The sequence below is a fragment of the Burkholderia sp. AU17457 genome (assembly GCF_002223255.1).
GTDB lineage: Bacteria > Pseudomonadota > Gammaproteobacteria > Burkholderiales > Burkholderiaceae > Burkholderia > Burkholderia sola.
The window spans coordinates 327,275-348,910 of record NZ_NKFB01000003.1 but is presented as its reverse complement, the minus strand read 5'-3'; the positions used below and the strand labels follow the sequence as shown (position 1 = coordinate 348,910).

Genomic DNA, 21,636 nt, shown 5'->3' with positions numbered 1-21,636 from the left:
GACTATCGTCGAATTGCGAGCTTGATACTACGAAGTGGTTTCGTCAGCCGCCACGACGTACTGGCAAATACTGCTCGAAGTGCATCCGCCGATTTCCGTGCCTCGGCGGCGATCTCCGCTGACAACTGTTGGTTTTGCGATTGCAGGACTGCCACGAGCCCTTCCAGCTCTTCGTTCCGCGATTGAAGAGCTGCACTTCGCTGCTCGAATTCTTCTTTTTGCGACCGAAGCGTCATAATGAGCCGTTCGGACTCGTCGACACGCGAGAGGAGACGAATTCTTTCGTGACTCAGCCATGCGGCGTGTCTCGACGACTCGTAGAGTTCCTGATAGCAACTGTCGCTTTCGCGACCGAGCGCCGACACCCGCTTCTCACTGTCCTCAAGCTGTGCACGCAGCGCTTCGACCTCTGCCCGAAGAGACGCACCGAGGTCTTCATTACCCATGGAGCGCTTCGCGTCCGGCTCGGAATCGTCGGCCTCCCGCGTCGATTCACCATTGGATTTGTGTGTACCATTGCCCGTCTGAAAATCAATGGCGCTCAGCCTTGCCTCCAGATTCTCACGTGCGCCCTTCTCCAGAGCCCATCCCTTTTGTGCTTCGGCCAACATATTCTCCATATTCTGGCGGCCTTCCCTTTCCATCAACCAGCCATCTCGCACTTCGTGCAATTGCCGTGTCACATCCGAGAGATTTGCCTCCAAATCTGCCGTTTTTCGCACGGCGTTTGCCTCGGCAGCACGAACGAAGCCATCGAACCAGTTTGGCGGCGTCGCAAAAGCCGGTGCGAGTTCTGCGAATTTCTCATCGGCAACATAAAACCGATTCAATCCGTCGAAATAGACGAAACGATATTTCGCGTTCAGCAGGAGCTCCTCCCAATCGTAATGGGAGGGAACGGGTGAGTTCGGCTCCGTTGCCTCCACCAGTACGATCCACGGGCGGAATCTGTCGAAATCCGCACTCGCGAGCACCTCGCGCTCATTCCCCTCGACATCTATCTTCAGGAAGTGAATCGATCGATCGCCAACATATTTCTCGCAAATGTCGCTCAGCTTTGTGACGGCAACCGTTATCTGACTGACATCCCAATTCGAGTCCCGGTACGAGTCGGCCAGCCTTTTCACGCCGGTTGAAATCCCGTTACCGCCGTCGACCGCGAAATATCGTGCAGCCGTTCGTTTATTCTCGATCGCGATTTCCAGATTGACATCCTCCGGTCGCGCTTCGACGAGACGACCAAAGGGGCCGCTCATGGGTTCGATATTTATGCCACGCCAGCCACGCTCATAAAAGGCCGCAGTGACTGAATCCGCATACGGCTCCGAGGCGCCAACGTCTATGTAAAAACCACGCTCTACCTTGGCAAGAGCGCGCCACAGCATGACGTCTTCGAAGTTCTGTGCGTACGATACAAATTTCATCTGTTGGACAACGCTCGGCAACGATGGATTGAGGGGACAGCGAGTTCGCGCGCGAAGCAACGAGCCCACTCCGTGCGAAGCGTCTTACTTTCTGGCGGTTGCAACGTTGTTGCAATACCAGTCATAGGTGGCTGCAAGAGCGTCCTCGAACGGCACCCTGGGCTTGAATCCCAAGGCCTTCAGGCGCGACACGTCGTATGCACGCAATTTCTGTCCGTCCGGCTTCGTCGCATCCCACTCGACGGTGCCTTGGTAGCCCGAGATGCGGCACAGCGTATCGACCGTATCGCGGATCGTGTGCGACTCACCTGTCGCGATATTGATCGCACCGCTATGTTTTTCCGCGACGAGACGCATGGCATAGGCAGCGTCCGAGCTGAACAGGAAATCGCGCTCGGCCTTCCCCGTTCCCCAAACCGTGAGGGGTTGACCCAAGTCGACGGCCCGTTGAAACTTTGACACGAGCGACGGGATGACGTGGCCGAACTTCTCGTCAAACTTGTCGTAAGGCCCAAACAGGTTGGTGGATACGCAAAATGCGTAGTCGATACCGTACTGCTCCTTGTATGCCTCCAGTTGCGCAAGCATGCTCCGCTTGCTATGCGCATACGGCGCTTCGGAATGATGCGGCTCGCCAACCCAGATTTCGTCCTCGGACATCGGCAAGCGAACGCGATCCGAGTAAATTGCCGTGGAACCCATTGCGACAATCTTGCGGCAACCGGTCTGGCGAGCTGCATCGATCACGTTGGTGTTGATCCGGACGTTGTCGAGGTATGCAACACCGCGGTTGGACATGTTCCCCATAATTCCATAGACGCGCGCGGCCAAATGGAACACAAGTGTGGGACGCAACTCGTCGAAGGCGCGCTCCGTCGCGATCTGATCCCTTAAATCAACGTCTCCGCTTGCAATTGCAACAACGTTCTGGTATCCAGCATCGCTCAACTCCTTCTTCAGGGCGCGGCCGATTACGCCGCCTGCCCCGGTGATCAAAACTCGCTCGCTCGATACGGTCATGCCTAGCCTCTCTTTATAGCGCGCCGATCCGAGCATTCACGTAGTTGCCACAAATCGGGGAAATTGACACAAGATGGTTGTCTGACAACCTTCGCAACTTTACAGCGAGCGAAAATTATAAAGAAATTTTAAATCACTGAACTGTGCGCCCGGGAGCATTTTTGAGATGAGACAGTCCGAACCGGACAAATCCGTTGCCCAGATTACCGCCGGAAGGCGTATTTTTTGATGACGTCGTGCGGTTGTGATCGTTGCCCCGCGCAGCGGGCACGCCCCTCGTTCCGCGGCGGACCGCCATGCAGCACGTTCTACCCGGAAAATCTCGTCACTGGATCCACGCCAGATTACCGATTGACAGGTATCGGCCATATTGAGATTAGGGTCGCATTAAAGTTCGAGTATGAACCACCGAACGCCCAGGATGCGCCAAGAACGGCACGAGCATTTTGACCGTCAAATCACCCGGCACCGGGCCTTTCGGGTTGAATCCATCCCCCTCCCGTCCGCGTGGCGACCAGAAGAATTATCTGAAAGCACTTGGCCTATGGTCGACGCGGAGTGAAGCGGCGACGAGCGCCGCCTGCCCCAAGCCTCGCCATCGAAGCAGGTCGCGACGCCTTAGCCGACGCACTCCGCGATTCGCGCCTCGATTTCCGAGCCGTAATCCGCCCAATCGAAGATCTCGCGATCAAGGGCATCTTGCGCCAAGCGGCGACGCAACTCCGGCTGCGTGGCCAACTGTTCCATCGCTGCTGCAAGCGCATGTTCGTCAAGCATGTTCACGGTCATGCAGCCGCCTTTTTCCGCGAGTTCGGCCATGACTCCCTCGGAATGGCACAGACATGGTGTACCCATCCAAAGACTCTCCATGATCGGCAACCCGTATCCCTCGACAATTGACGGATAGACGGTAAAGGCGGCACGGCGAAACTCCTCGGCAAGCGCTTCATCGGTCAGCAAGCCTGCCCATTTGATACTTGGATCCTCCGCCATCATGTGCTGGAGCCATGCAATCAGGTCGTCCGCTTCGGCGAAGCGATGACCCACCAGAACGAGTTGCAACGGTAGATCCGGGCGACGCGCTCGCAGCAATCGATAGGCCTCCACCAATGTCCGGTGATTCTTGCGCGGTTCGATGCTGCAGACACAAAGGATCGTCAATGCCCCGTTACCGGGCTCGTCGGCGAATGCCTGCACACGCGGCCGGGCACCGAACTGCCCAGGCAGATAGACAGCTTCCCCCGACGGGCATGGAAGTCCAACTCGCGCGGCATAGCCCTGGAATTCCTTGAGACTCTCGCGGGAAATCGACCAGATGGTATCGAATGAAGCCAGTGCCTCCAGATAGCCGGGAAACTTCTCGACGACTTCTCGTGCACAAAACGGCGGATGCGATATCGGGATGACATCGTACAAAATACCGCCGATAACGAGATTCCGCGCGCGAGCCCATAAGACCCGCTTGTGCACCGTACCGTCCAAGGCGACCTCGGGGAAAAAGAATACCGGCGCCTTGCCATTACCGAGCACCTTCATGCAATTTTCGACAGTCCCGAACGCGTCCCGCAACGAGACGTGCACAGGTCCGTCATAGGTCGCCAACGTCTCTCCCTCGCGATCGGTGAGCAGCCGATAGCCTTCGATGTCCGGATCCCAGCGCACGAACACCGGCATCACCCCGGCCGAACCCTGAAGCGCTCGGCACAAACGTCGTGTGACGCGAATCACGCCGGGGTTGGCTGGATCGACGGCCGAATTGGTGCAATCCACCAGCACCAGTCTCGGGGCGGCAGACGCCGCGGATTCCGCAGAGAGCGTCTCGCGCACAGGTTGATCCGCGATGCGCGCCAACGCGGACAGATATTGGTCAAGCGTCGCTTTCCAACCAAAGGACGAGCGAAACCGTTCGAACCGCGCCTCGGTCAGATGAGACGGAATGCCCTGCGTCAAAATATGCACGGCCTTGTAGACCATGTCGTCCGGTTGACCACAAAGCAGCCATGGATCCGCAATGACTTCCGGGTGGGCGCCGAGGCTGAATGCAAGTACCGGGCGACTCAACCACTGCATTTCCGCCAGTGGCAAATTGAAGCCTTCCCACAGTGACACCGTTATGCCCAGTTCGCACTGGCGCATGATCTCGTTGAGCGCGGCATCCCCGACGAAACCGAGGAATACGATTGCATCGGCGATTTTTTCGGGTACCGCGAATTCTCCTTCGCGCGCCAGCACCAGCAGCCGCGCTTCAGGAACAATCTCGTGGATACGTTCGAATACCTGCAGACCGACCGGGCCATTCTTGTAGCCCAGCGGCTCGAAACGCCCAAGCAACATCACCGGTTTGAAACCGGTCGCGACGAGAGATCGTACGTGACTCAATGCCTCGTCATCGACGTGACTGCCGTCAGGCGCACCAAACAGGGAACTCTGCAAATGATCTGCGCCAAGCAGGATCGTCTCCACGCCCGCCGCGCTTCCCCGGTCCGGCAGGGTCTGGGTTTCGCGAATGAACGCACTGATTGGCAGGACGGCGCTGAAGCGGGGAAGTTCGCGCGCCCGGATGCGCCGCAATTCGCGCTGCGTCGGCAGCACGCCCTCCGGCATGCCGTCCTGAGGCACCGCGCCGGCGTCGATAAAGACAGACTTGGCGCCGCGCTCCGCGCACACCGACGCTGCCGAGAAAAAGGGCCAACCGCCAACGATGACGACATCGGGACCCTGCTCGGCAAACATCTGATTCCAGCGTTCACGCAAATGCTCGGCCGCGCGCTCCTCCGCGTACACGATCGACAGACGCCCGACGTCGTCCCATATCTGCAAGGCGGGCGAAACCTGTCGAACCGCGGCCTCGTCGCAGCGTAGACACACGAACGTAACGAGATGCCCTTGCCGCACAAGGCTTTGGCCCAGCACCAACAGGAGACGATCCACCCCGAAACGCGGTAACAAGCGCTCGTTGCAGATAACGAAGTGACGCCTCCGCACCTGATCTACTTTCGTCAAATTCATGGCCAAATGTCCGGGCAAGGGATATGGAAGGACGCTTGCGGCGCGATTGTCGCAAGCATGTCGGCAGCGCCGCGCGGATTCCACGCGCGAGGCAATGCCGCGGGATCGACCGCGACGCTCGCCAGCAGGTCCCGAACATCGGCACCGGACTCGACCGCACGAACGCCACCGAACATCTGCCCCACCACCGACAGGGATTTGCATTCGGCGGAGACAATGATCGGCAGTCCCCACCGGATGGCCTGCAATGCAGCCGCAAACTCGATGTCCTCGCTCCAGTTCCAGAAGGCAGCCGCGTCCGCCCACGCGTCCGCAGGCAACCAGTCGTGCCACAGCAAGCGTACGCGTCGCCCTGCGCCGACCTCGTCTTCCGTCTGATGGAGCGACTGCACCGCATCAACAATTTCCCGGCTCGGTGCGCCGCCCGCGCACAACACCATCGGTTCGCTGGGCAATGAGCGCGGATCCGCCAGCACGTCCTCATATACGTCAAGCAGGCGGGCAACAGCGGCTTCTTCCGCATATCCTTCGCGACGAGCCACGTTCCTTTCGCCCTCTTGGCGGGCGCGCTCGGGTGCGTCGATGTATGCCCGCATGGCTTCGGCAAGCCGGTCAGGAGCCCAGGGCGGCACAAGCGTCCCCGTCTTTCCCTGCTCGATCAACGCGCCGATACCACCAACGTCCGTTGCCAGTTGCGCCATACCCGCAGCCATTGCCTCAAGAAGCGACACAGGCTCGTTCTCGGGCCAACGTGAGGGCAATACGATCACGTCACTGGCGCTCATCAATTCAATGATCCGATCGCGCGGCACGCGCCCCAGGCACTGGACAGTCTTATCGAGTCCCCAATCGGCAATCTGACGCTGGATATCTCCCAGCAAGTGGCCGTCACCTGCGATGGTGAGCGACCAACGCCCTTTCAACGATGCGTCGTCAGACAGACGTTTCGCCGCTTCGATGAGATCGGGAATTCCCTTGTGCTCCCCCATGTAGGCGACGCACAGAAAGCGGATCGTCGAGGAAGGCACTCGCTTCAATTCCCGGAACGGGCGGAGATCAATGCCGTTCGAAATCACGAAGGTTCGATCGCGCTGGGCTGCGCCCGCCTGCACGTACGCATCGGCGAGGGAGGCGCTCGGCGACACGAGTGCCGAAGCGTGCCCGAGACACCAGACGATATAGTCTCGCCGCAAACGCATCGGCACCGAATGCGCCAGATCATGCGGGTGAATCGATGCGCTGCAATGGGTTCCGCACTCTTCGGTATTGCCGCAAATCGAACCATCGTCGCGAAGCTTCGTTCCGCGGTAGCAAACCCCCCAAAGGTCGTGGAGCGTGACCACCACCGGAATGCCTCGACGTCGCGCTAATGGAATGAGATGCATCCCAAGTCCGGCCATATTATGAAAATGGACCAAGTCTGGTTGCTCGGAATTCAATATGGCCCTGAAGTGCTCCGCGACGCGGTCGTTCCTGAAATTGTCGCTGGCTTCGAACGACGTCACGCTGGTGCGCCATACAACCATCCCGTCGTCATCTTCCCGATCGAGACGGCCGCGGGCGTCTGCGTTTTCCGCAATTCTTCCCGTAAAGACGATCACGTCATGACCGCTCGCCGCCAGGCCGAGAGCCTGACGGCGAGCCACGACCTCGGCACCACCCAACACATGTGGCGGAAACAGATTGCTGACGACAAGGATTCGCCTGCGGCGCTTCTTGGTATCTGAAAGCACGATTGGATCTTCTAATGACGAGTACGCACGCCGGTACGATTCAGCACGCCGGTTTCCCGTCTGCACTCATTGATGTTGGTCCGCCGACCCCAAGCGAATCGCGGACAGCTCGAATTCGAAGCACTGACCGTTGCGGCGGCCGCGGACCGGCACTTCGACCTGCCCGAATCCGGCTTCTTCGACCAATTTCTTGAGACTTTCCGGTGTCAACAGGTTGAAATGGAAATCGCCGTTGTAGTCCTGACTTCCGAACAACACCTCGCGGAAATCGTCGAAAGAGTAGCTGCCTGCCGCAACCCCGTTGAGCATGGCCTCGCCATCGGGCACGATCGCTCGCAAGCGTCCGCCGGGTTTCAACATGGACCGCCAGTGCGGTAACAATCGCCGACGCAGTTCCTCCTGCGGGAAATGCTCGACGAGATGCGATGAAAACACTTCGTCGACACTCCCCTTGTCAAAAGGCAAACCGCCGACATCGGCCACCACATCGACGCCCGGAACCTCACGGGCATCGACATTGACATACTCCGGCATCGCGATGTGACCACATCCCAAGTTAACCTTGAAGTTGCCCGCAGCCTTGGCGCGCTCCACTTTGTCCGGCGCCAGCACCTTCGCGACGACATCATCCGATACGGCGCCCGGTCGGGCATTGCGTCCGGCGCCGTAGCTCAGTTCGTACATCATTTCGCGACGTACGAATTCGACGCGGTCGAGCAAGTAGCGCAATGTGTCATCGACCTGGGCACTGCGCCGCGCCATGTCTTGACGAAGACCGTCGATCGGCTGCGCAGAGCCGTTCGCCACCATTTCAAGGCGCTTTTCGACTGCTGTTGCGATAGCCGCATCGAGCCGAGCTTGCAGCCGTTCTTCGATGTCCGACAGATGCGTGAGCCGATTGTCGATTCCGCTCATGTCGTTGCGCACTCGCAACCAGACCTTGGTCAGATCGTCGATCGTCCGCTGGCTACGGCTGCACTCCTGCTTCAGGCGATCCGTGGTTGCCGACGACGATCGCAGTTCGTTTTCGAGATGTTGGAGCCGGGGTTCGATCACCATCAACGGCCGATTCAAGCGAAACAGCAGCGGACCCAGCAAAGGTCGCGCGAAGCGTTTCAGGGTTTGCTTCAGTTGACTCACAGTCATAAGGTGCTCCGAATTGCGTTTGAGATGTTGGAGGAGCATCAACTTGCCCCTTCACGCGATCTCGACAGGAACTTGGCAAAATCAATTAAGCGAACGTCATGCGCTCAAGCGATGCGATGTCGATCGACCGATTCTCAATCGCGTGACAACCGTTCGGATCGACGTTTCGCCCAAATCACTTCGAGCCGGCCACGCATCGCCTCGCCCACCGGAACGGAGCCGTAGCTGCGCCAGATGCGTTCGCGCGCGAACTTGCCACGCCTGCGCCCTTCCGACGGATCCGCTGCAACGTGCCGCATCACCTCGACTGCGGCGGCTTGATCGGGCTCCGCCCAGGACTGCCCTTCCGACCACGGATATTCGTTGGACGCCACCGGCCGCAACTGGTACGGAATCGGATAGCCTGTCTCGGCGGTCAGGAAATCGGTGCAACCGGAATAATCGGTACCAATGACGATCCGCTCGAACGTCATCGCTTCCGCCATGCCGAGCCCGAAACCTTCGGCACGATGCAACGACACATAAGCATCCGACGAACGGATCAGGCCAAGCATCTCGTCGCGCGCCATGTTCGAGTCGAACATGAGAATCCGGGGATCCTGTCGCATTGCATCGCTCACGATGGCCTTGATGTCGGGGAAATGATCGGGTGCCCCGGTCGACTTGATCACCAGCCCGACATTCTCGTCGCCGAGCGGGAAAGCTTCCTGGAATGCCCGCAGGACACCCAGTGGATTCTTCCGGAACGGCGACGAGTAGTAATCGAAGCTGAACATGAAATAAAAGCGCTCCTCGTCCATGCCGAAGTGCGCCCGCCCCGGATGATCTCCGTCGGTATCGTCCATCGCGGGCGGCATGACGGTGATGGGCCCGTCGAAGATATGCGCAAACGCATCGGCAATGAACGTGTTGGGAGCCCAGATCTCATGAATGTGAGCAAGATTTCCGCGCCAGGCCTCCGGCGCCCTCGCAAGCTCCCAATACGGACACAGGATGTTATAGGACTGCGCCAATAGTCGTGGATCCAGTTCCCGAAACACGGCGGGAACCTGATCGCAAGCGACCTCGATCATGTTGACGTCGTAAGGATGCTTCTTGTCGTACCGGTGGGGCATGTATTCCCCGATCAATCGGCTTTCGATCCCCACTCGGAACGGATAGACAGCAAACGGTAAGTCGACCGCTTCGGCCGCCGTCAGGTTCGCACGGAATGCTTGCCCCAGGCCCAATGCGCCCTCGGCATAGCCGATAAACAGGACCCCGTCCCGCAGTTCCAGCGGTTCGCTCGTGAAGCGAATGGGGAGAACCAGCGCCTGCTGATCCGATGCCTGCCCTTCGCCTGCGATGCGCTGCCTGAGCCACTGCATCCGCGTCCGGAAAAAAGGAGCGACCAGTTGCTTCGACGATATCGCAAGCGCGCGCTTCCAACCCTGTTGCTCCAGACGGTCCGCAAAGAAGTTCGCCAGAAAGCCGCTACGACGGAATCCTCGCACGACAACGCCCTTCCATCTCATGGACGCGCCCGCACCCGTCGTGTTCCAGCCCGCTTCGCCAGACGACGGCGACTGCATTCCGGCCATGCCGCGTGCATTCGCAGACGTCTTCGACCGCTTTGTCGATACCTCGAACTTTCCTTCATTTTCCGCAATCAGCGCTCGACGGATCGACAGACTGCATTCGCGCCACGAGAATTTCGCGCGAATGGCTCGAACGCCCGCCTCCGAAAGAAGCCGGTATCGCGCCGCGTCCATGTCGTTCGCCTCCAGCAGCAACGTCGCCAGATGCTCGGCGGACGGCTCCCACCAGGTTCCGATCGTGCCGAAACCCTTGTCAGAGTAATCGGCCGGGATTTCGATTCCGTTCAACAACAACGCACCGGGAATCGCAAAGTCGGCCATTCCGCTGAAATTCCCGAAAATGGCTGGCGTACCGCATGCCATGGATTCGGCAATCCCGAACCCGAATCCCTCCGAGCGCGACGAGCAAACCGTGAAATCCGCACTGCGATAGAGCGTCGCCAAAAACTCCTCGTCCATGCCTGCGACGCTTTCGTAAACCGCGATCCCTTCCGAAAGGTATTCGGCTATGCGAAAGTTCCTCCAGATGCGCGTGCTGTCAGGACTCGGCATGGCTTTCAAGATGCCCGTGCCCATCAGGATCAGCCTGGCGTCAGGTCGCAAACGATGAAAGGAACGCCATGCCTTGACCATGACGTCGAGCCCCTTCCGGTACTGATTGCTGGCAAACCACAGAAAGGTTTTTCCGTCCGAAAAGCGCATCGACGGCCCCCAAGGCTGAAAGACATCGCTTTCGATACCGAGAGGAGCGTAATGAACGCGATCGAAACCGGCGCGCGTCAGTACCTCTACCCCCCAACGGGAGGACGTCAGCACCATCTTGTAGCGCTCTTTGAATGCCAGCCACGACTCGGGCAAACGCGACGTCTCCCAAACCGTATAAAGACAATCGAGAGGCTTTGCACCTGGATGCGAAAAGACAAGCTCGGGTGCGGCAGGATGAACGAGACCGTAGCGTCTCAAATACGGATGAAGATTCTTGTTGACGATGTTCCAGGAATTCGTCTCTTTCGAGTGGTGATTCCTGTGAGAAACGGAGTGCCCAAGAAACTTCTGCGCAAACAGGAGCTTGTTCTTCGCGAGGTAGTTGCGCTTGAATTCACTCGGCTTCTCCGCAACGGTCGAACTCGTCCAGTGCTCGATCTGCGAGTAAGTCAGATATGCACAGGTGTATCCGGCGTCGCGCACGCGAAAACCGAAGTCCGCATCCTCGTGATAGAACCCATATTCGTTATCGAGAAAACCGATCTTGTCGATGACCGACATGCGCACGCCCGCAAGAGTCAGCTCGCAAAAATCGGCTTCCAGACGTTTCGTATCGCCCGGAGGCGGGATGAAATCGTGCTTGAAAGTCAACGTCTCGAGATCCCAGCAGACCCGGTAGGCCAGCTTTCTCTGCGCGGCGGTCTTGTCGATGAGGATCTGTGCCGGCGCCACGATGGCGAGGTCCGGATCCGTCAAAAGCTCCGCAAGCAACTCGCGAATTACATCGGTTGTAAACGTGAGATCGTTGTTGGCGACAAAGACAAAATCACACCCGCGCTCCTTGGCCATTTCCGCGCCAATGTTGCACGCCTCGGTGTACGTGTGCGCTCGCCCAAGCTGCAGCAGGCCGACACCTGCGCTGCGACATACTTCTTCAGTATTGTCCGCACTCCCCTGATCCAGCACCACGACCAGTTCACCAGGAATCCGAAGCGTCGGCAGCATCCGCTCCAGAAGTTTGGCGCCATTGATCGATGGAATGACGAGCAGGGTTTTTCTCAGTGCAGTTTCAATAGTCATGTTTGCTTTACGTTGGCAGCCGGGGAAGACCCTCGTCCCAACCGTGGCTACGTTCATTTCCAGACCGGCCGACAGCGGCTCCGTTCATGGGGGGCACGGATGCTCGAGCGCCACCTTTCCGCCTTCGCCACCGGGCCTTCGGTTACCGGCACGCGTCCAAGACGAACCTGCCGGATGTGACCAAAAGCCTCGGCGATTGACGTGGCGCTTACGACGACGCGGGCACCCGCCCATAGTGATCCTCGAAGCGGACGATGTCGTCTTCGCCGAGGTACGCCCCGGATTGGACCTCGATCAGTTCGAGCGGGATCTTGCCGGGATTTTCAAGACGATGCGTCACACCGAGCGGAATGTAGGTCGACTGGTTTTCGCTCAGCAACGTCACCAGGTCGCCATTGAAAACGCGTGCCGTCCCACGGACGACGATCCAGTGTTCCGCGCGATGATGATGCATTTGCAGACTCAGCGATGAGCCCGGATTGACGATGATGCGCTTTACCTGAAAGCGCTCGCCCTGATCGATGCTTTCATAAGAGCCCCAAGGCCGAACGACTTTCCGGTGCGTGACCGATTCATGCCGACCCATCGCGCTGAGCCGTTCGACGATCTTCTTCACGCGTTCCGACTCGTCGCGATGCGTGACGAGCACCGCATCCGCCGTTTCGACGATGACGAGATCCTTGACGCCGATCGCGGCAACCATCCTGTGATCCGCGCGAATGTAGCTGTCGGTCACTTCGTCCGTCAGCACGTCACCCAGCACGGTATTGCCTTCCTCGTCGGCGGCGGAAATCTCTGCGAGTGCTGCCCACGAACCGATGTCGCTCCAGTTGAGGCCGGTTGTCGCGACCATCACTGCGCGATGAGTCTTCTCCATCACCGCATAGTCGATCGAGATATTCGGGCTTTCCTGGAACGCATCGGGATCGAGTCGCACGAAGTCGTCGTCGCGCTTCGCCTGCGCAAGCGCCAGTTCGACCTGCTTGAGAACGGCGGGCTCGAAGCGCGCCAGTTCTTCGAGGTACACGGACGCCTTGAGCATGAACATGCCGCTGTTCCAATAGTAGTCGCCGTCCGCGAGAAACCGCTCCGCCGTGGCGCTGTCCGGTTTCTCGATGAACGCATCCACACCGTAGGCGCCTTCATGCGACGCAAGTGCGTCGCTGCGACGAATATAGCCATAACCGGTATGCGGTTTTGTCGGTTCGATACCGAAAGTCACCAGATGCCCCTCGTTCGCGATGTCCCGGGCGGTCGACGCGATTCGTGCGAAGACTGCTTCGTCGAGAATGACGTGGTCCGAAGGCAGCACGAGCAGCAAGGCGTCCGGCGTCTGTTCCAGCGCGAGCAGCGCGGCGGCGGCCACCGCCGGCGCCGTATTCCTTCCAACCGGCTCGAGTACGACCGCAGAAGGCGTCACGTCGATGCTGCGCAATTGGTCGGCAACGAGGAAGCGCTGCTCCGTATTGGTGATCACGATCGGCGAATTCACGTCCGCCATACCATGCAAACGCCGGACCGTCTGCTGTACGAGCGTGTGACTGCCCGTCAGTTTCAGATATTGCTTCGGGTACCCGCCGCGTGACATCGGCCAGAGTCGGGTACCGCTGCCGCCACACAAGACAACCGGATATACGTTCACGTCAACTCCGTAAAATGATGATGCTCTAAGAACTGCATGTGCGAGAAGTTCGGCACAAGCGGCTATGCGGGTACTTCCACCCGCGGCGGCCATGCCAAACCAAAGTCGTCACGCGCCAAAGTCAGATTCGGGCTGTAGAAAGGATCGTGCTTCAGGCGGTCCCCCCAACGTCCCTTCATATACTCGAACTCGCGCTCGAAGCGCGCTCGCCTGACAGGATCGTCGTCACGTCCGCGCGTGGCCGACTCGTGGTGGTACAACTCTGCAAATGGGGTCCAAACGTTTCGGTAGCCGGCCTCACCGATGCGAAGGCAAAAGTCGACATCGTTATAGGCAATCGCCAGATCCCGCTCGTTCAACCCGCCCACCTCGCGATAGATCGACGTGCGCACGACAAGGCAAGCCGCAGTGACTGCCGAGAAGGCGTTGATGAGGCCTGCTCTGCCGAAATATCCACGCGCCGCGCGTGGCAGGTGTTTATGGGCGTTCCCGGCCACACCCAGAATGCCCAGGACTAGTCCGGCATGCTGAATTGTATCGTCCGGATAAAGAAGCTTCGCCCCGACGGCCCCAACTTCCGATTGCAACGCCAGCGCAACCATTTCCGACAACCAGTCCGGCGATATGACCTCGACATCGTTGTTCAGCAGCCCGACCAACTCACCGTTCGCCTGTTCGACGGCCGCATTGTTCAACGCGGAATAATTGAACGGACTGTCATCGCGCAAGACGCGGATACGGGGATCCCCGGCTATCGATTCAAAATAGCGCAAGGCTTCCGGATCGTCAGAACCATTGTCGATCAGGATGACTTCATAGTTCGCGTACGTCGTTTTCTCGAAAATGCTGGTGATACATCGGCGCACCAGTTGAGCGGCATTGCGCGTCGGGATGATCAGGCTGACGAGCGGCTGCCTCGCCGGCAACGCATACCGGGCCCGATAGCCATAGCCGATGTACTCCACTTTGCAGTCCACGCCCCGCCGCTCGAAATGCTCGTTGAGGGCCCGCTCTCCGGCGACCGCGGCATAAGGTTTCGCGTCCGAGCTGAAAGCGGTGCTCTCCGAATGAACCCGCCAGTGATAAAGCACGCGTGGAATGTGATGGATTGCCGCGACGTCCGTGCGTTCGATACAGCGCAACGCCAGATCGTAGTCTTGCGACCCTTCATATCCGACGCGGAACCCTCCCACTTCATTCAGCAACGCTCTCTCGTAAACGCCAAGATGGCTGAACATGTTGTGGGAGTAGAACAAGTCGGGATTCCACGCGCACTTGAAATAAGGGTCGTGACGCACTCCCGACTCGTCGATCTTGTCCTCATCCGAGTAGATCATGCGCGCGGAAGGATTCTGCTCGATGACGTTAGCCACATGGTAAAGCGCATGTTCCGGAAGCAAATCGTCGTGATCGAGAAGTGCGACCCACTCGCCCGTCGCCAACGCCAGAGCGCTGTTCGAGGCGGCAGAAATATGCCCGTTTTGTTCGCGAAATACAGCCTTGATACGCTGATCCTCGCTCATGTAACGCTCGATCAACGGACGAACGGCCGGATCGGTCGATACGTCATCGGCGATGCACAATTCCCAATGAGGATAAAGCTGGCCGCGTACCGATTCGATCGCTGCTGCAAACCATTCGGGCGTGGGGTTGTACACGGGCATGACCACGGAAATCACCGGCAGGCGATTGAAACCGGCGATGTGCTGCCGAATGGTATCCCGCGTCGCATCATCGATCCGATCGTAGCGACGTACCCAATCGACATAGTCGTCACGGCCAATGATTCCGGGCGCGCCGGCCCGCAGCCAAACGAGTTTGTGCATCACGCCAGCGATGCCCTCGCGGCGATATACGCCATATGCCTTGCGCAGGACGGCGCGGAGGCCACCACCTCCGGCTGCCCGTTTCGCCAGCGAATGTATCTCCAACAGTTTCAATTTGCCCCACACCTTGCCATATCTTCCGGCGCGCCGATTGCAACGCCTGCGATTCGACGACTCTCGATGTTGCGCCCGACCTTCCCGCTGCCATCGCGCCCGCCTGCCTCACGAGCCCGCGAACGGCCAACGCGACGTCCGTCAGCTTCGGAGCTTACGACGATCGCTCAGGCCGTTGCCGCTTCATATGCCGACACGATCTCTTCCGTCGGCCCGAACGCCCGTACACTTCCGCGCTCCATCCAGAGCACCTTGTTGCAAACCTTACGGATTTCCGAGTTGGAGTGCATCGCAAGCACGACGATTTCCGCGCGACTGTGCAGATCCGCCAGTCGTGCCTCGGCCTTATGCATGAACGATGCGTCACCAACGCCCATGACTTCGTCAAGCAACAGGATTTCGGCGTCGACCGCGGTCGACACTGCGAACGCAAGTCGCACCTTCATCCCGCTAGAATACGTGCGAATGGGCAGATCGAGATAATCGCCGAGCTCGCAAAATTCGGCGATGTCCCGTTGCTTCTCGCGAATCTCCGAATCGGACATGCCGAGCAGCAGCCCTCGAAGCCGGATGTTCTGCATCCCGGTCGAATTCTCGTCCATGCCGAGGCCAATATCGAGCAGCGGCACGACTTTCCCATCGCGCGCGAGCGTACCGGCGGTGGGCGGATAGATACCCGCCATCGCGCGAAGCAGCGTCGACTTCCCCGCGCCGTTATGCCCGATCAGGCCGACGCGGTCACCACGTTCGAAACGCAGATTCACGTTATCGAGCGCGCGCACGACGATCACGCCGTCGTTGCCCTCGGCGATCCGGTTACGCCGCCCCATGCGGAGCACTTGTTTCTTGAGTGATCGCCCCTGCACATCGAAGATCGGCAGATCGAGCGTCACATTGTTCAATTCAATGTATGCCATGGTACGCACCTCAAACCCAGTACGGAATGCGCTTGAGATAGCGCCCGGTCATGAGCAACGCGACAGGCCATCCAATCAGCGCCATGCCAATCGTGACCGCCCATGTCGTCACGCTCGGGACCTGCCCGATCAACGGACTACGCACGAGGTCGATCAGATATGCGAGCGGATTCCATTCGACGATGAACGAAAAGCGGGTCAGCGAGTCCGGCCGGAAGATGATCGGCGTCACGTAGAACGCAACCTGAAGCAATGCGCCGACAATCTGCGGGAGGTCGCGAAAACGCGCGGACAGCAGGCTGATCGTCATTGCGATCCACATCGCGTTGATGACATAAATCAGAAGCGCCGGTATGAAGATCGGCAACGTGTCCCACCGCTTTACACCAAAAATCGCCAGCAACACGATCACAATCAGGAAATTGTGGGCGAGCACAATAAGATTTCGCCAGACGACTTGCAGGATATAGATCAGCTTCGGGGTCGCCATCTGGCGGATATAGGACGCGCTATTGATGTATGCGACGCTCCCTTCTTGGATGGTCGCCGAAAACATGCCCCACAGCACAAGACTGCACGCCAGGAACGGCAGATACTCGTTGATCTTCTGTCCGAACAGCGTGCCGTAGACGATACCCAGAGACGTGATCATCACGCCCATGCTGATCGTGAGCCAGAAGGGCCCGAGACGCGAGCGCGCATAGCGTTGCCGGATTTCAAGCCACCCGAGCAGCGTCCACAATCGCCACGATGCGATACTTTTCTTGAGGTCAGCGAGTGAGAGATTCAGCATGCAAGCTTTCGAGAAATGAATGAATAGGGAATCATCGGACAATTATCGCCGACGAAATCAGAGCGCTCCGGCACGGCCGAGTATCCCGTGCCAGATGCCCAGCAGCGACAGCCGCAAGTGAGTCAGGCGAGGCTGCATGAAAAGCGCATAGATCGCAAGACGAAACGGCATCTTGACGAGTTCGGTCGATTTCCAGGTCCAGGGCACGTAACTGCGTCTGATCAGCGCCACGGCATTACGGAACAGGTAGTAATGGCGCACCGCACTATGCCCTGGATACTTTCTGCCGAACACGCGCACGGGTTCACCGCCAAGTTCGTGCGCAAGCCGCAGTGTCGGCGCGCCCAGTACCGCGTAGCCTTTCGAACGCGCGCGAACGCACCACTCCAAATCAACGAAATCGATGAACAGCGTATCGTCCATGGGACCGATGTCGCGCCACGCCGCGAGATTGATGCACGAACCTGACGTAATCAGAAAATCGACGTCGACCGGTCGTGTCCCGGTCGGCTCGATGCGTTGCAGCTTCAGGTAGCCAAAACGGACAAACGGTGCGATTCCGCCCAAGCGCGCATCTTCGTATGCCGGCCCGATGAGCGCCACGCGCTGATTGCGTGCGCGCTCATCGTCGAGTAGTTGCGGCAGTTCCGTCAGCAGCTGCGCCGAGGGTTCGCTGTCCTGATCGAACAGCAGCGCACTCGTGCAACCTGCGTCAAGCAATCGCTCGACGCCCTGGTTGAGCGCCGTGGCAATGCCCCGGTTCGCACCGTTTGCCAGGTAGTCGATTCCGTCGTCCAACCCCAACGCATCCGCCGTGGATACGGATTCGGTATTGTCGACGACCACGCATGGCCACGTAGCCGCGAGCCGGTTCGCCCGGGCCACGCAATCGCGGTCCGGTCGATAGAAGACGATCACGATGCCCGTGCGCTTCCGACGGGCCGATAGTTCGTTGGAGTTACTCACTCAGACAGAGCCGTAATGCATCGTCCCAAACCGGCATATGCAGGCCGAACGTCCCGGCCAGCTTGTCGAGAGACAATCTCGAATTTGCCGGACGCTTCGCAGGCACCGGATAGTCGCTTGCCGGAATCGGCACGACCTTCGGCGCACGCTCGCCCATCGCCTCCGCAAAGATGGCTTCGGCAAACCCGTGCCACGATGTCGCACCGGCCGACGTGAAGTGATACACGCCGGAACGCTGCGCCCACCAGTGCGCATCACCAGCAGCCAACGCCTGTGCGACGATGTGCGACGTAGCCGTGGCGATAGTCTTCGACCAGGTCGGCGCGCCGATCTGATCCGCGACTACCCGCAGTTCCGGACGCTCGCTCGCTAGCTTCAGCATCGTCAGCAGGAAGTTCTTGCCGCGCCGCCCGTACACCCAGCTCGTCCGCAGAACCACGTGCGCACATCCTGTCGCCGCGACCGCCTGCTCGCCTTCGAGCTTGGTCAGCCCATAGACGTTCTGCGGGTTGGTCGCGTCCGTTTCGACATAGGCGCCCTCTTTGGTGCCGTCGAACACGTAATCGGTCGAGTAATGAACCAGCGCCGCGCCGCTGCGCGCCGCTTCCTCCGCGAAGACACGCGGCACATCGGCGTTCATCCGACGCGCGGCATCGATGTCCGTCTCGGCCTTGTCGACGGCCGTATAGGCGGCCGGATTCAAGATGATCGACGGCTTCAACTCGCGCACGACACTACGCACGCGCTCGAGATCGGACAGGTCGAGCATCGAACGATCGCACGCCACTACACGCCCCAACCCTTGCAACGCGCGCAACAATTCGAATCCGACCTGACCGTTCACGCCCGTCACGAGGATCGTCGGCTCAGGTTTCACGCCCATCTCATGCATAGACTTCGGCTTCGCTCAAACGCTTGCCCGCCGCGTCCTTCGCGGCCAGCAGCGGCTCGAAATCAATCGGCCATTCGATCCTGATCGCCGGGTCGTTCCACACGATGCTGCGCTCGTGCTCCGGAAACCAGTAATCGGTCGTCTTGTAAAGGAACTGCGCAGCGTCCGACAGCACGACGAAACCGTGCGCGAACCCAGGTGGCACCCATAGCTGACGATGATTGTCGTTCGACAGGAGAACGCCGACCCACTTGCCGAAGTTCGGCGAACGCTTACGAATATCGACCGCGACGTCGAACACCTCGCCTTCGACAACACGCACGAGTTTGCCCTGCGCGTGCTGGATCTGATAGTGCAGCCCGCGCAGCACGCCCTTCGACGACCGCGAATGGTTGTCCTGCACGAATTCGACACCAGCCTCGACCTGCTCGGCGAATTCTTTCCCGTTGAAACTTTCGTAGAAGAACCCGCGTGCGTCGCCGAACACCTTCGGCTCGATGATCTTGACTTCGGGCAGCGCCGTCGCCGTTACTTGGATGGCCATGCAACTCTGTCCGTAAGAATGTTCTTGAGATACTGGCCGTACGCGTTCTTCGCGAGCGGCTGTGCGAGCTTCAGCACCTGTTCCGCGTCGATCCAGTTGCGGCGGTAGGCGATTTCCTCCGGGCACGCGACAACGAGGCCTTGCCGCTTCTGCAGCGTCGCGATGAAGCTGGCTGCCTCGATCAAGGAATCGTGCGTGCCGGTATCGAGCCACGCGTAACCGCGCCCCATGATCTCGACATTAAGCGCGCCATCCTTGAGATATCGCGAGTTGACGTCGGTGATTTCCAACTCACCGCGCGGCGACGGCTCGATGTCGGCCGCGATGTCGCACACGCGGTTATCGTAGAAATACAGGCCCGTCACCGCGTAGTTCGAACGCGGCTTTGCGGGCTTCTCCTCGATCGACAACGCGCGGAACGACTTGTCGAATTCGACGACGCCGTAACGTTCCGGATCATGCACGTGATACGCGAACACGGTCGCGCCGGCTTCCTGCGCATGCGCGCGCTCGAGCTGCTTCGCGAGATCGTGGCCGTAGAAGATGTTGTCGCCAAGGATCAGCGCCGACGGATCGTTGCCCACGAATTCCTTGCCGATGATGAACGCCTGCGCGAGTCCATCAGGCGACGGCTGCACCGCATACTGGATGTTCATCCCCCACTGGCTACCGTCGCCGAGCATCGACTCGAAACGCGGTGTGTCCTGCGGCGTCGAAATGATCAGAACGTCGCGGATACCCGAGATCATCAGCGTCGATAGCGGGTAATAGATCATCGGCTTGTCGTACACCGGCAGCAACTGCTTCGACACGACGTGCGTGATCGGATACAGCCGGGTGCCGGAGCCGCCGGCGAGGATTATGCCTTTACGTGCCATCGCATTGCTCCTCAGGCTCGTTTCGCGTAGTTGGTCTCGACCCATTTGCGATACTCGCCCGACGCCACTTCGTCAGCCCAAGCCTGATTGCCGAGATACCAGTCGACCGTCTTCGCGAGGCCTGTCTCGAACGTTTCCGCAGGCTTCCAGCCGAGTTCGCGTTCGAGCTTACGCGCATCGATTGCGTAGCGGCGATCGTGGCCGGGGCGATCGGTCACATAGGCGATCTGGTCGCGATAAGAACCGGCCGCCTTCGGGCGTGCCTTGTCGAGCAGGTCGCACAGCGTGTGCACGACTTCGAGGTTCTTCTTCTCGTTCCAGCCGCCGACGTTGTACGTCTCGCCGGGCACGCCGCGGGCGAGCACCTCGCGGATCGCGCTGCAATGGTCTCCGACATACAACCAGTCGCGCACGTTCTGCCCGTCGCCATACACCGGCAGCGGCTTGCCGGCGAGCGCATTCGCGATCATCAGCGGAATCAGCTTCTCGGGGAACTGGTACGGACCGTAGTTGTTCGAACAGTTCGTCGTCAGCGTCGGCAGGCCGTACGTATGATGGTAGGCTCGCACCAGGTGGTCCGAGCCGGCCTTCGTCGCGGAATACGGGCTGTTCGGCGCGTACGGCGTCGTCTCGGAGAATTGCGGATCGGTCGCCGACAGCGAACCGAACACTTCGTCGGTCGACACGTGGAGGAAGCGGAACGCAGCCTTGTCGGCGTCGTTGAGGCCGTTCCAGTACTGTCGGGTCGCCTCGAGCAGCGTGAACGTGCCGACGACGTTGGTCTGCACGAAGTCCGCAGGACCGTGAATCGAACGATCGACGTGGCTTTCGGCGGCAAAGTGCAGCACCGCGCGCGGCTTGTACTCGGCGAACAGCGCGTCGAGAGCGTCACGGTCACATATATCGACGCGCGCGAACACATGCTTCGGGTCTCCGTCCAACGACTTGAGCGTGCGAAGATTCCCTGCATACGTCAGCTTGTCGACGTTGAGCACGGCCTCGTCGGAATCGCGCAGCCAGTCGAGTACAAAGTTGGCACCGATAAAACCCGCGCCGCCCGTAACCAGGATCATGAGGCTCCCTCTAGTAATGCGCGGCCGGCGCCGTTGGACACCGGCCGCTTCAGATTCATAGCAAGCAACCGTGGTCGCCGCATCAGACCGGGAATTTTAACCGGTCGACATGACCGCCAAAGTCATGAAATGCTAATTTTGTTCGGGAAAACGACAATTATAGGGAGCCAAGCCACGCAAAAGCCATGCCGCTAACAACTTGATACAGCGCTCCGCACCCGGACTGGGAACGAAATTTCTTTTCAAATCAATGGCATTTTAGAGAACAAGAATCCCGAAAATTCCGGCATCCGCCAA

The 21,636-nt window shown here is 59.3% G+C and carries 15 protein-coding genes; all 15 read right to left on the bottom strand.

Features of this window, described 5'->3' with window-relative positions; translation table 11 throughout:
* Positions 1–2: 2 nt before the first annotated feature.
* The 15 genes from CFB49_RS03970 to rfbB all read right to left on the bottom strand — a co-directional run bounded on the left by CFB49_RS03970 (position 3) and on the right by rfbB (position 21,339).
* Positions 3–1,424 carry an FkbM family methyltransferase gene (locus CFB49_RS03970; RefSeq protein WP_089490735.1) on the bottom strand — a complete coding sequence of 474 codons (1,422 nt, stop codon included), beginning with the start codon at positions 1,422–1,424 and terminating at the stop codon, positions 3–5.
* Between the two features lie 84 nt (positions 1,425–1,508).
* Entirely contained in the window at positions 1,509–2,444 is a 936-nt protein-coding gene (locus CFB49_RS03965) for a GDP-L-fucose synthase family protein (RefSeq protein WP_089435322.1), read from the bottom strand.
* 618 nt (positions 2,445–3,062) lie between these two features.
* Complete coding sequence (locus CFB49_RS03960; protein ID WP_179234859.1) at positions 3,063–5,453, bottom strand: glycosyltransferase family 4 protein; 2,391 nt, start codon at positions 5,451–5,453, stop codon at positions 3,063–3,065.
* Positions 5,450–7,186 (bottom strand): glycosyltransferase family 4 protein, encoded by a 1,737-nt coding sequence (locus tag CFB49_RS03955; RefSeq protein WP_179234858.1) that lies wholly within the window; start codon positions 7,184–7,186, stop codon positions 5,450–5,452. The genes CFB49_RS03960 and CFB49_RS03955 overlap by 4 nt, the downstream gene beginning before the upstream one ends.
* A gap of 66 nt (positions 7,187–7,252) precedes the next feature.
* Positions 7,253–8,332 (bottom strand): class I SAM-dependent methyltransferase, encoded by a 1,080-nt coding sequence (locus tag CFB49_RS03950; RefSeq protein ID WP_179234857.1) that lies wholly within the window; start codon positions 8,330–8,332, stop codon positions 7,253–7,255.
* Positions 8,333–8,466: 134 nt separating this feature from the next.
* Positions 8,467–11,694, bottom strand: coding sequence for a glycosyltransferase (locus tag CFB49_RS03945; RefSeq protein ID WP_179234856.1), 3,228 nt, complete (start codon positions 11,692–11,694; stop codon positions 8,467–8,469).
* A 208-nt stretch (positions 11,695–11,902) separates the two neighbouring features.
* Positions 11,903–13,336, bottom strand: a complete 1,434-nt coding sequence (locus CFB49_RS03940; protein ID WP_089490731.1) for a mannose-1-phosphate guanylyltransferase/mannose-6-phosphate isomerase — start codon at positions 13,334–13,336, stop codon at positions 11,903–11,905.
* A 62-nt stretch (positions 13,337–13,398) separates the two neighbouring features.
* Positions 13,399–15,276 carry a glycosyltransferase family 2 protein gene (locus CFB49_RS03935; protein ID WP_089490730.1) on the bottom strand — a complete coding sequence of 626 codons (1,878 nt, stop codon included), beginning with the start codon at positions 15,274–15,276 and terminating at the stop codon, positions 13,399–13,401.
* A gap of 167 nt (positions 15,277–15,443) precedes the next feature.
* Positions 15,444–16,193 carry an ABC transporter ATP-binding protein gene (locus CFB49_RS03930; RefSeq protein WP_089434630.1) on the bottom strand — a complete coding sequence of 250 codons (750 nt, stop codon included), beginning with the start codon at positions 16,191–16,193 and terminating at the stop codon, positions 15,444–15,446.
* A 10-nt stretch (positions 16,194–16,203) separates the two neighbouring features.
* Complete coding sequence (locus tag CFB49_RS03925; protein WP_089434629.1) at positions 16,204–16,986, bottom strand: ABC transporter permease; 783 nt, start codon at positions 16,984–16,986, stop codon at positions 16,204–16,206.
* Between the two features lie 57 nt (positions 16,987–17,043).
* Positions 17,044–17,952: a glycosyltransferase family 2 protein gene (locus CFB49_RS03920; RefSeq protein WP_179234855.1), complete on the bottom strand. Its 909-nt coding sequence runs from the start codon at positions 17,950–17,952 to the stop codon at positions 17,044–17,046.
* Positions 17,945–18,844 (bottom strand): dTDP-4-dehydrorhamnose reductase, encoded by a 900-nt coding sequence (rfbD, locus tag CFB49_RS03915; protein ID WP_089490729.1) that lies wholly within the window; start codon positions 18,842–18,844, stop codon positions 17,945–17,947. The genes CFB49_RS03920 and rfbD overlap by 8 nt, the downstream gene beginning before the upstream one ends.
* Positions 18,837–19,388 carry a dTDP-4-dehydrorhamnose 3,5-epimerase gene (rfbC, locus tag CFB49_RS03910; RefSeq protein WP_089490728.1) on the bottom strand — a complete coding sequence of 184 codons (552 nt, stop codon included), beginning with the start codon at positions 19,386–19,388 and terminating at the stop codon, positions 18,837–18,839. Before rfbC ends, rfbD begins: the two co-directional genes overlap by 8 nt.
* On the bottom strand, positions 19,373–20,266 hold the full coding sequence (rfbA, locus tag CFB49_RS03905; RefSeq protein ID WP_089488208.1) for a glucose-1-phosphate thymidylyltransferase RfbA: 894 nt from the start codon (positions 20,264–20,266) through the stop codon (positions 19,373–19,375). The genes rfbC and rfbA overlap by 16 nt, the downstream gene beginning before the upstream one ends.
* An 11-nt stretch (positions 20,267–20,277) precedes the next feature.
* A complete protein-coding gene (gene rfbB / locus CFB49_RS03900; RefSeq protein ID WP_089434624.1) occupies positions 20,278–21,339 on the bottom strand; it encodes a dTDP-glucose 4,6-dehydratase in 1,062 nt (353 codons plus the stop codon).
* Positions 21,340–21,636 lie beyond the last annotated feature (297 nt).

What these genes read in the sequence shown, in the direction of transcription:
- rfbC (WP_089490728.1), bottom strand. Translation starts at nt 19,388, where the DNA reads ATGGCCATCCAAGTAACGGCGACGGCGCTGCCCGAAGTCAAGATCATC.
- rfbB (WP_089434624.1), bottom strand. Translation starts at nt 21,339, where the DNA reads ATGATCCTGGTTACGGGCGGCGCGGGTTTTATCGGTGCCAACTTTGTA.
- CFB49_RS03965 (WP_089435322.1), bottom strand. Translation starts at nt 2,444, where the DNA reads ATGACCGTATCGAGCGAGCGAGTTTTGATCACCGGGGCAGGCGGCGTA.
- CFB49_RS03930 (WP_089434630.1), bottom strand. Translation starts at nt 16,193, where the DNA reads ATGGCATACATTGAATTGAACAATGTGACGCTCGATCTGCCGATCTTC.
- CFB49_RS03945 (WP_179234856.1), bottom strand. Translation starts at nt 11,694, where the DNA reads ATGACTATTGAAACTGCACTGAGAAAAACCCTGCTCGTCATTCCATCG.
- rfbA (WP_089488208.1), bottom strand. Translation starts at nt 20,266, where the DNA reads ATGGCACGTAAAGGCATAATCCTCGCCGGCGGCTCCGGCACCCGGCTG.
- rfbD (WP_089490729.1), bottom strand. Translation starts at nt 18,844, where the DNA reads ATGCATGAGATGGGCGTGAAACCTGAGCCGACGATCCTCGTGACGGGC.
- CFB49_RS03970 (WP_089490735.1), bottom strand. Translation starts at nt 1,424, where the DNA reads ATGAAATTTGTATCGTACGCACAGAACTTCGAAGACGTCATGCTGTGG.
- CFB49_RS03950 (WP_179234857.1), bottom strand. Translation starts at nt 8,332, where the DNA reads ATGACTGTGAGTCAACTGAAGCAAACCCTGAAACGCTTCGCGCGACCT.
- CFB49_RS03960 (WP_179234859.1), bottom strand. Translation starts at nt 5,453, where the DNA reads ATGAATTTGACGAAAGTAGATCAGGTGCGGAGGCGTCACTTCGTTATC.
- CFB49_RS03925 (WP_089434629.1), bottom strand. Translation starts at nt 16,986, where the DNA reads ATGCTGAATCTCTCACTCGCTGACCTCAAGAAAAGTATCGCATCGTGG.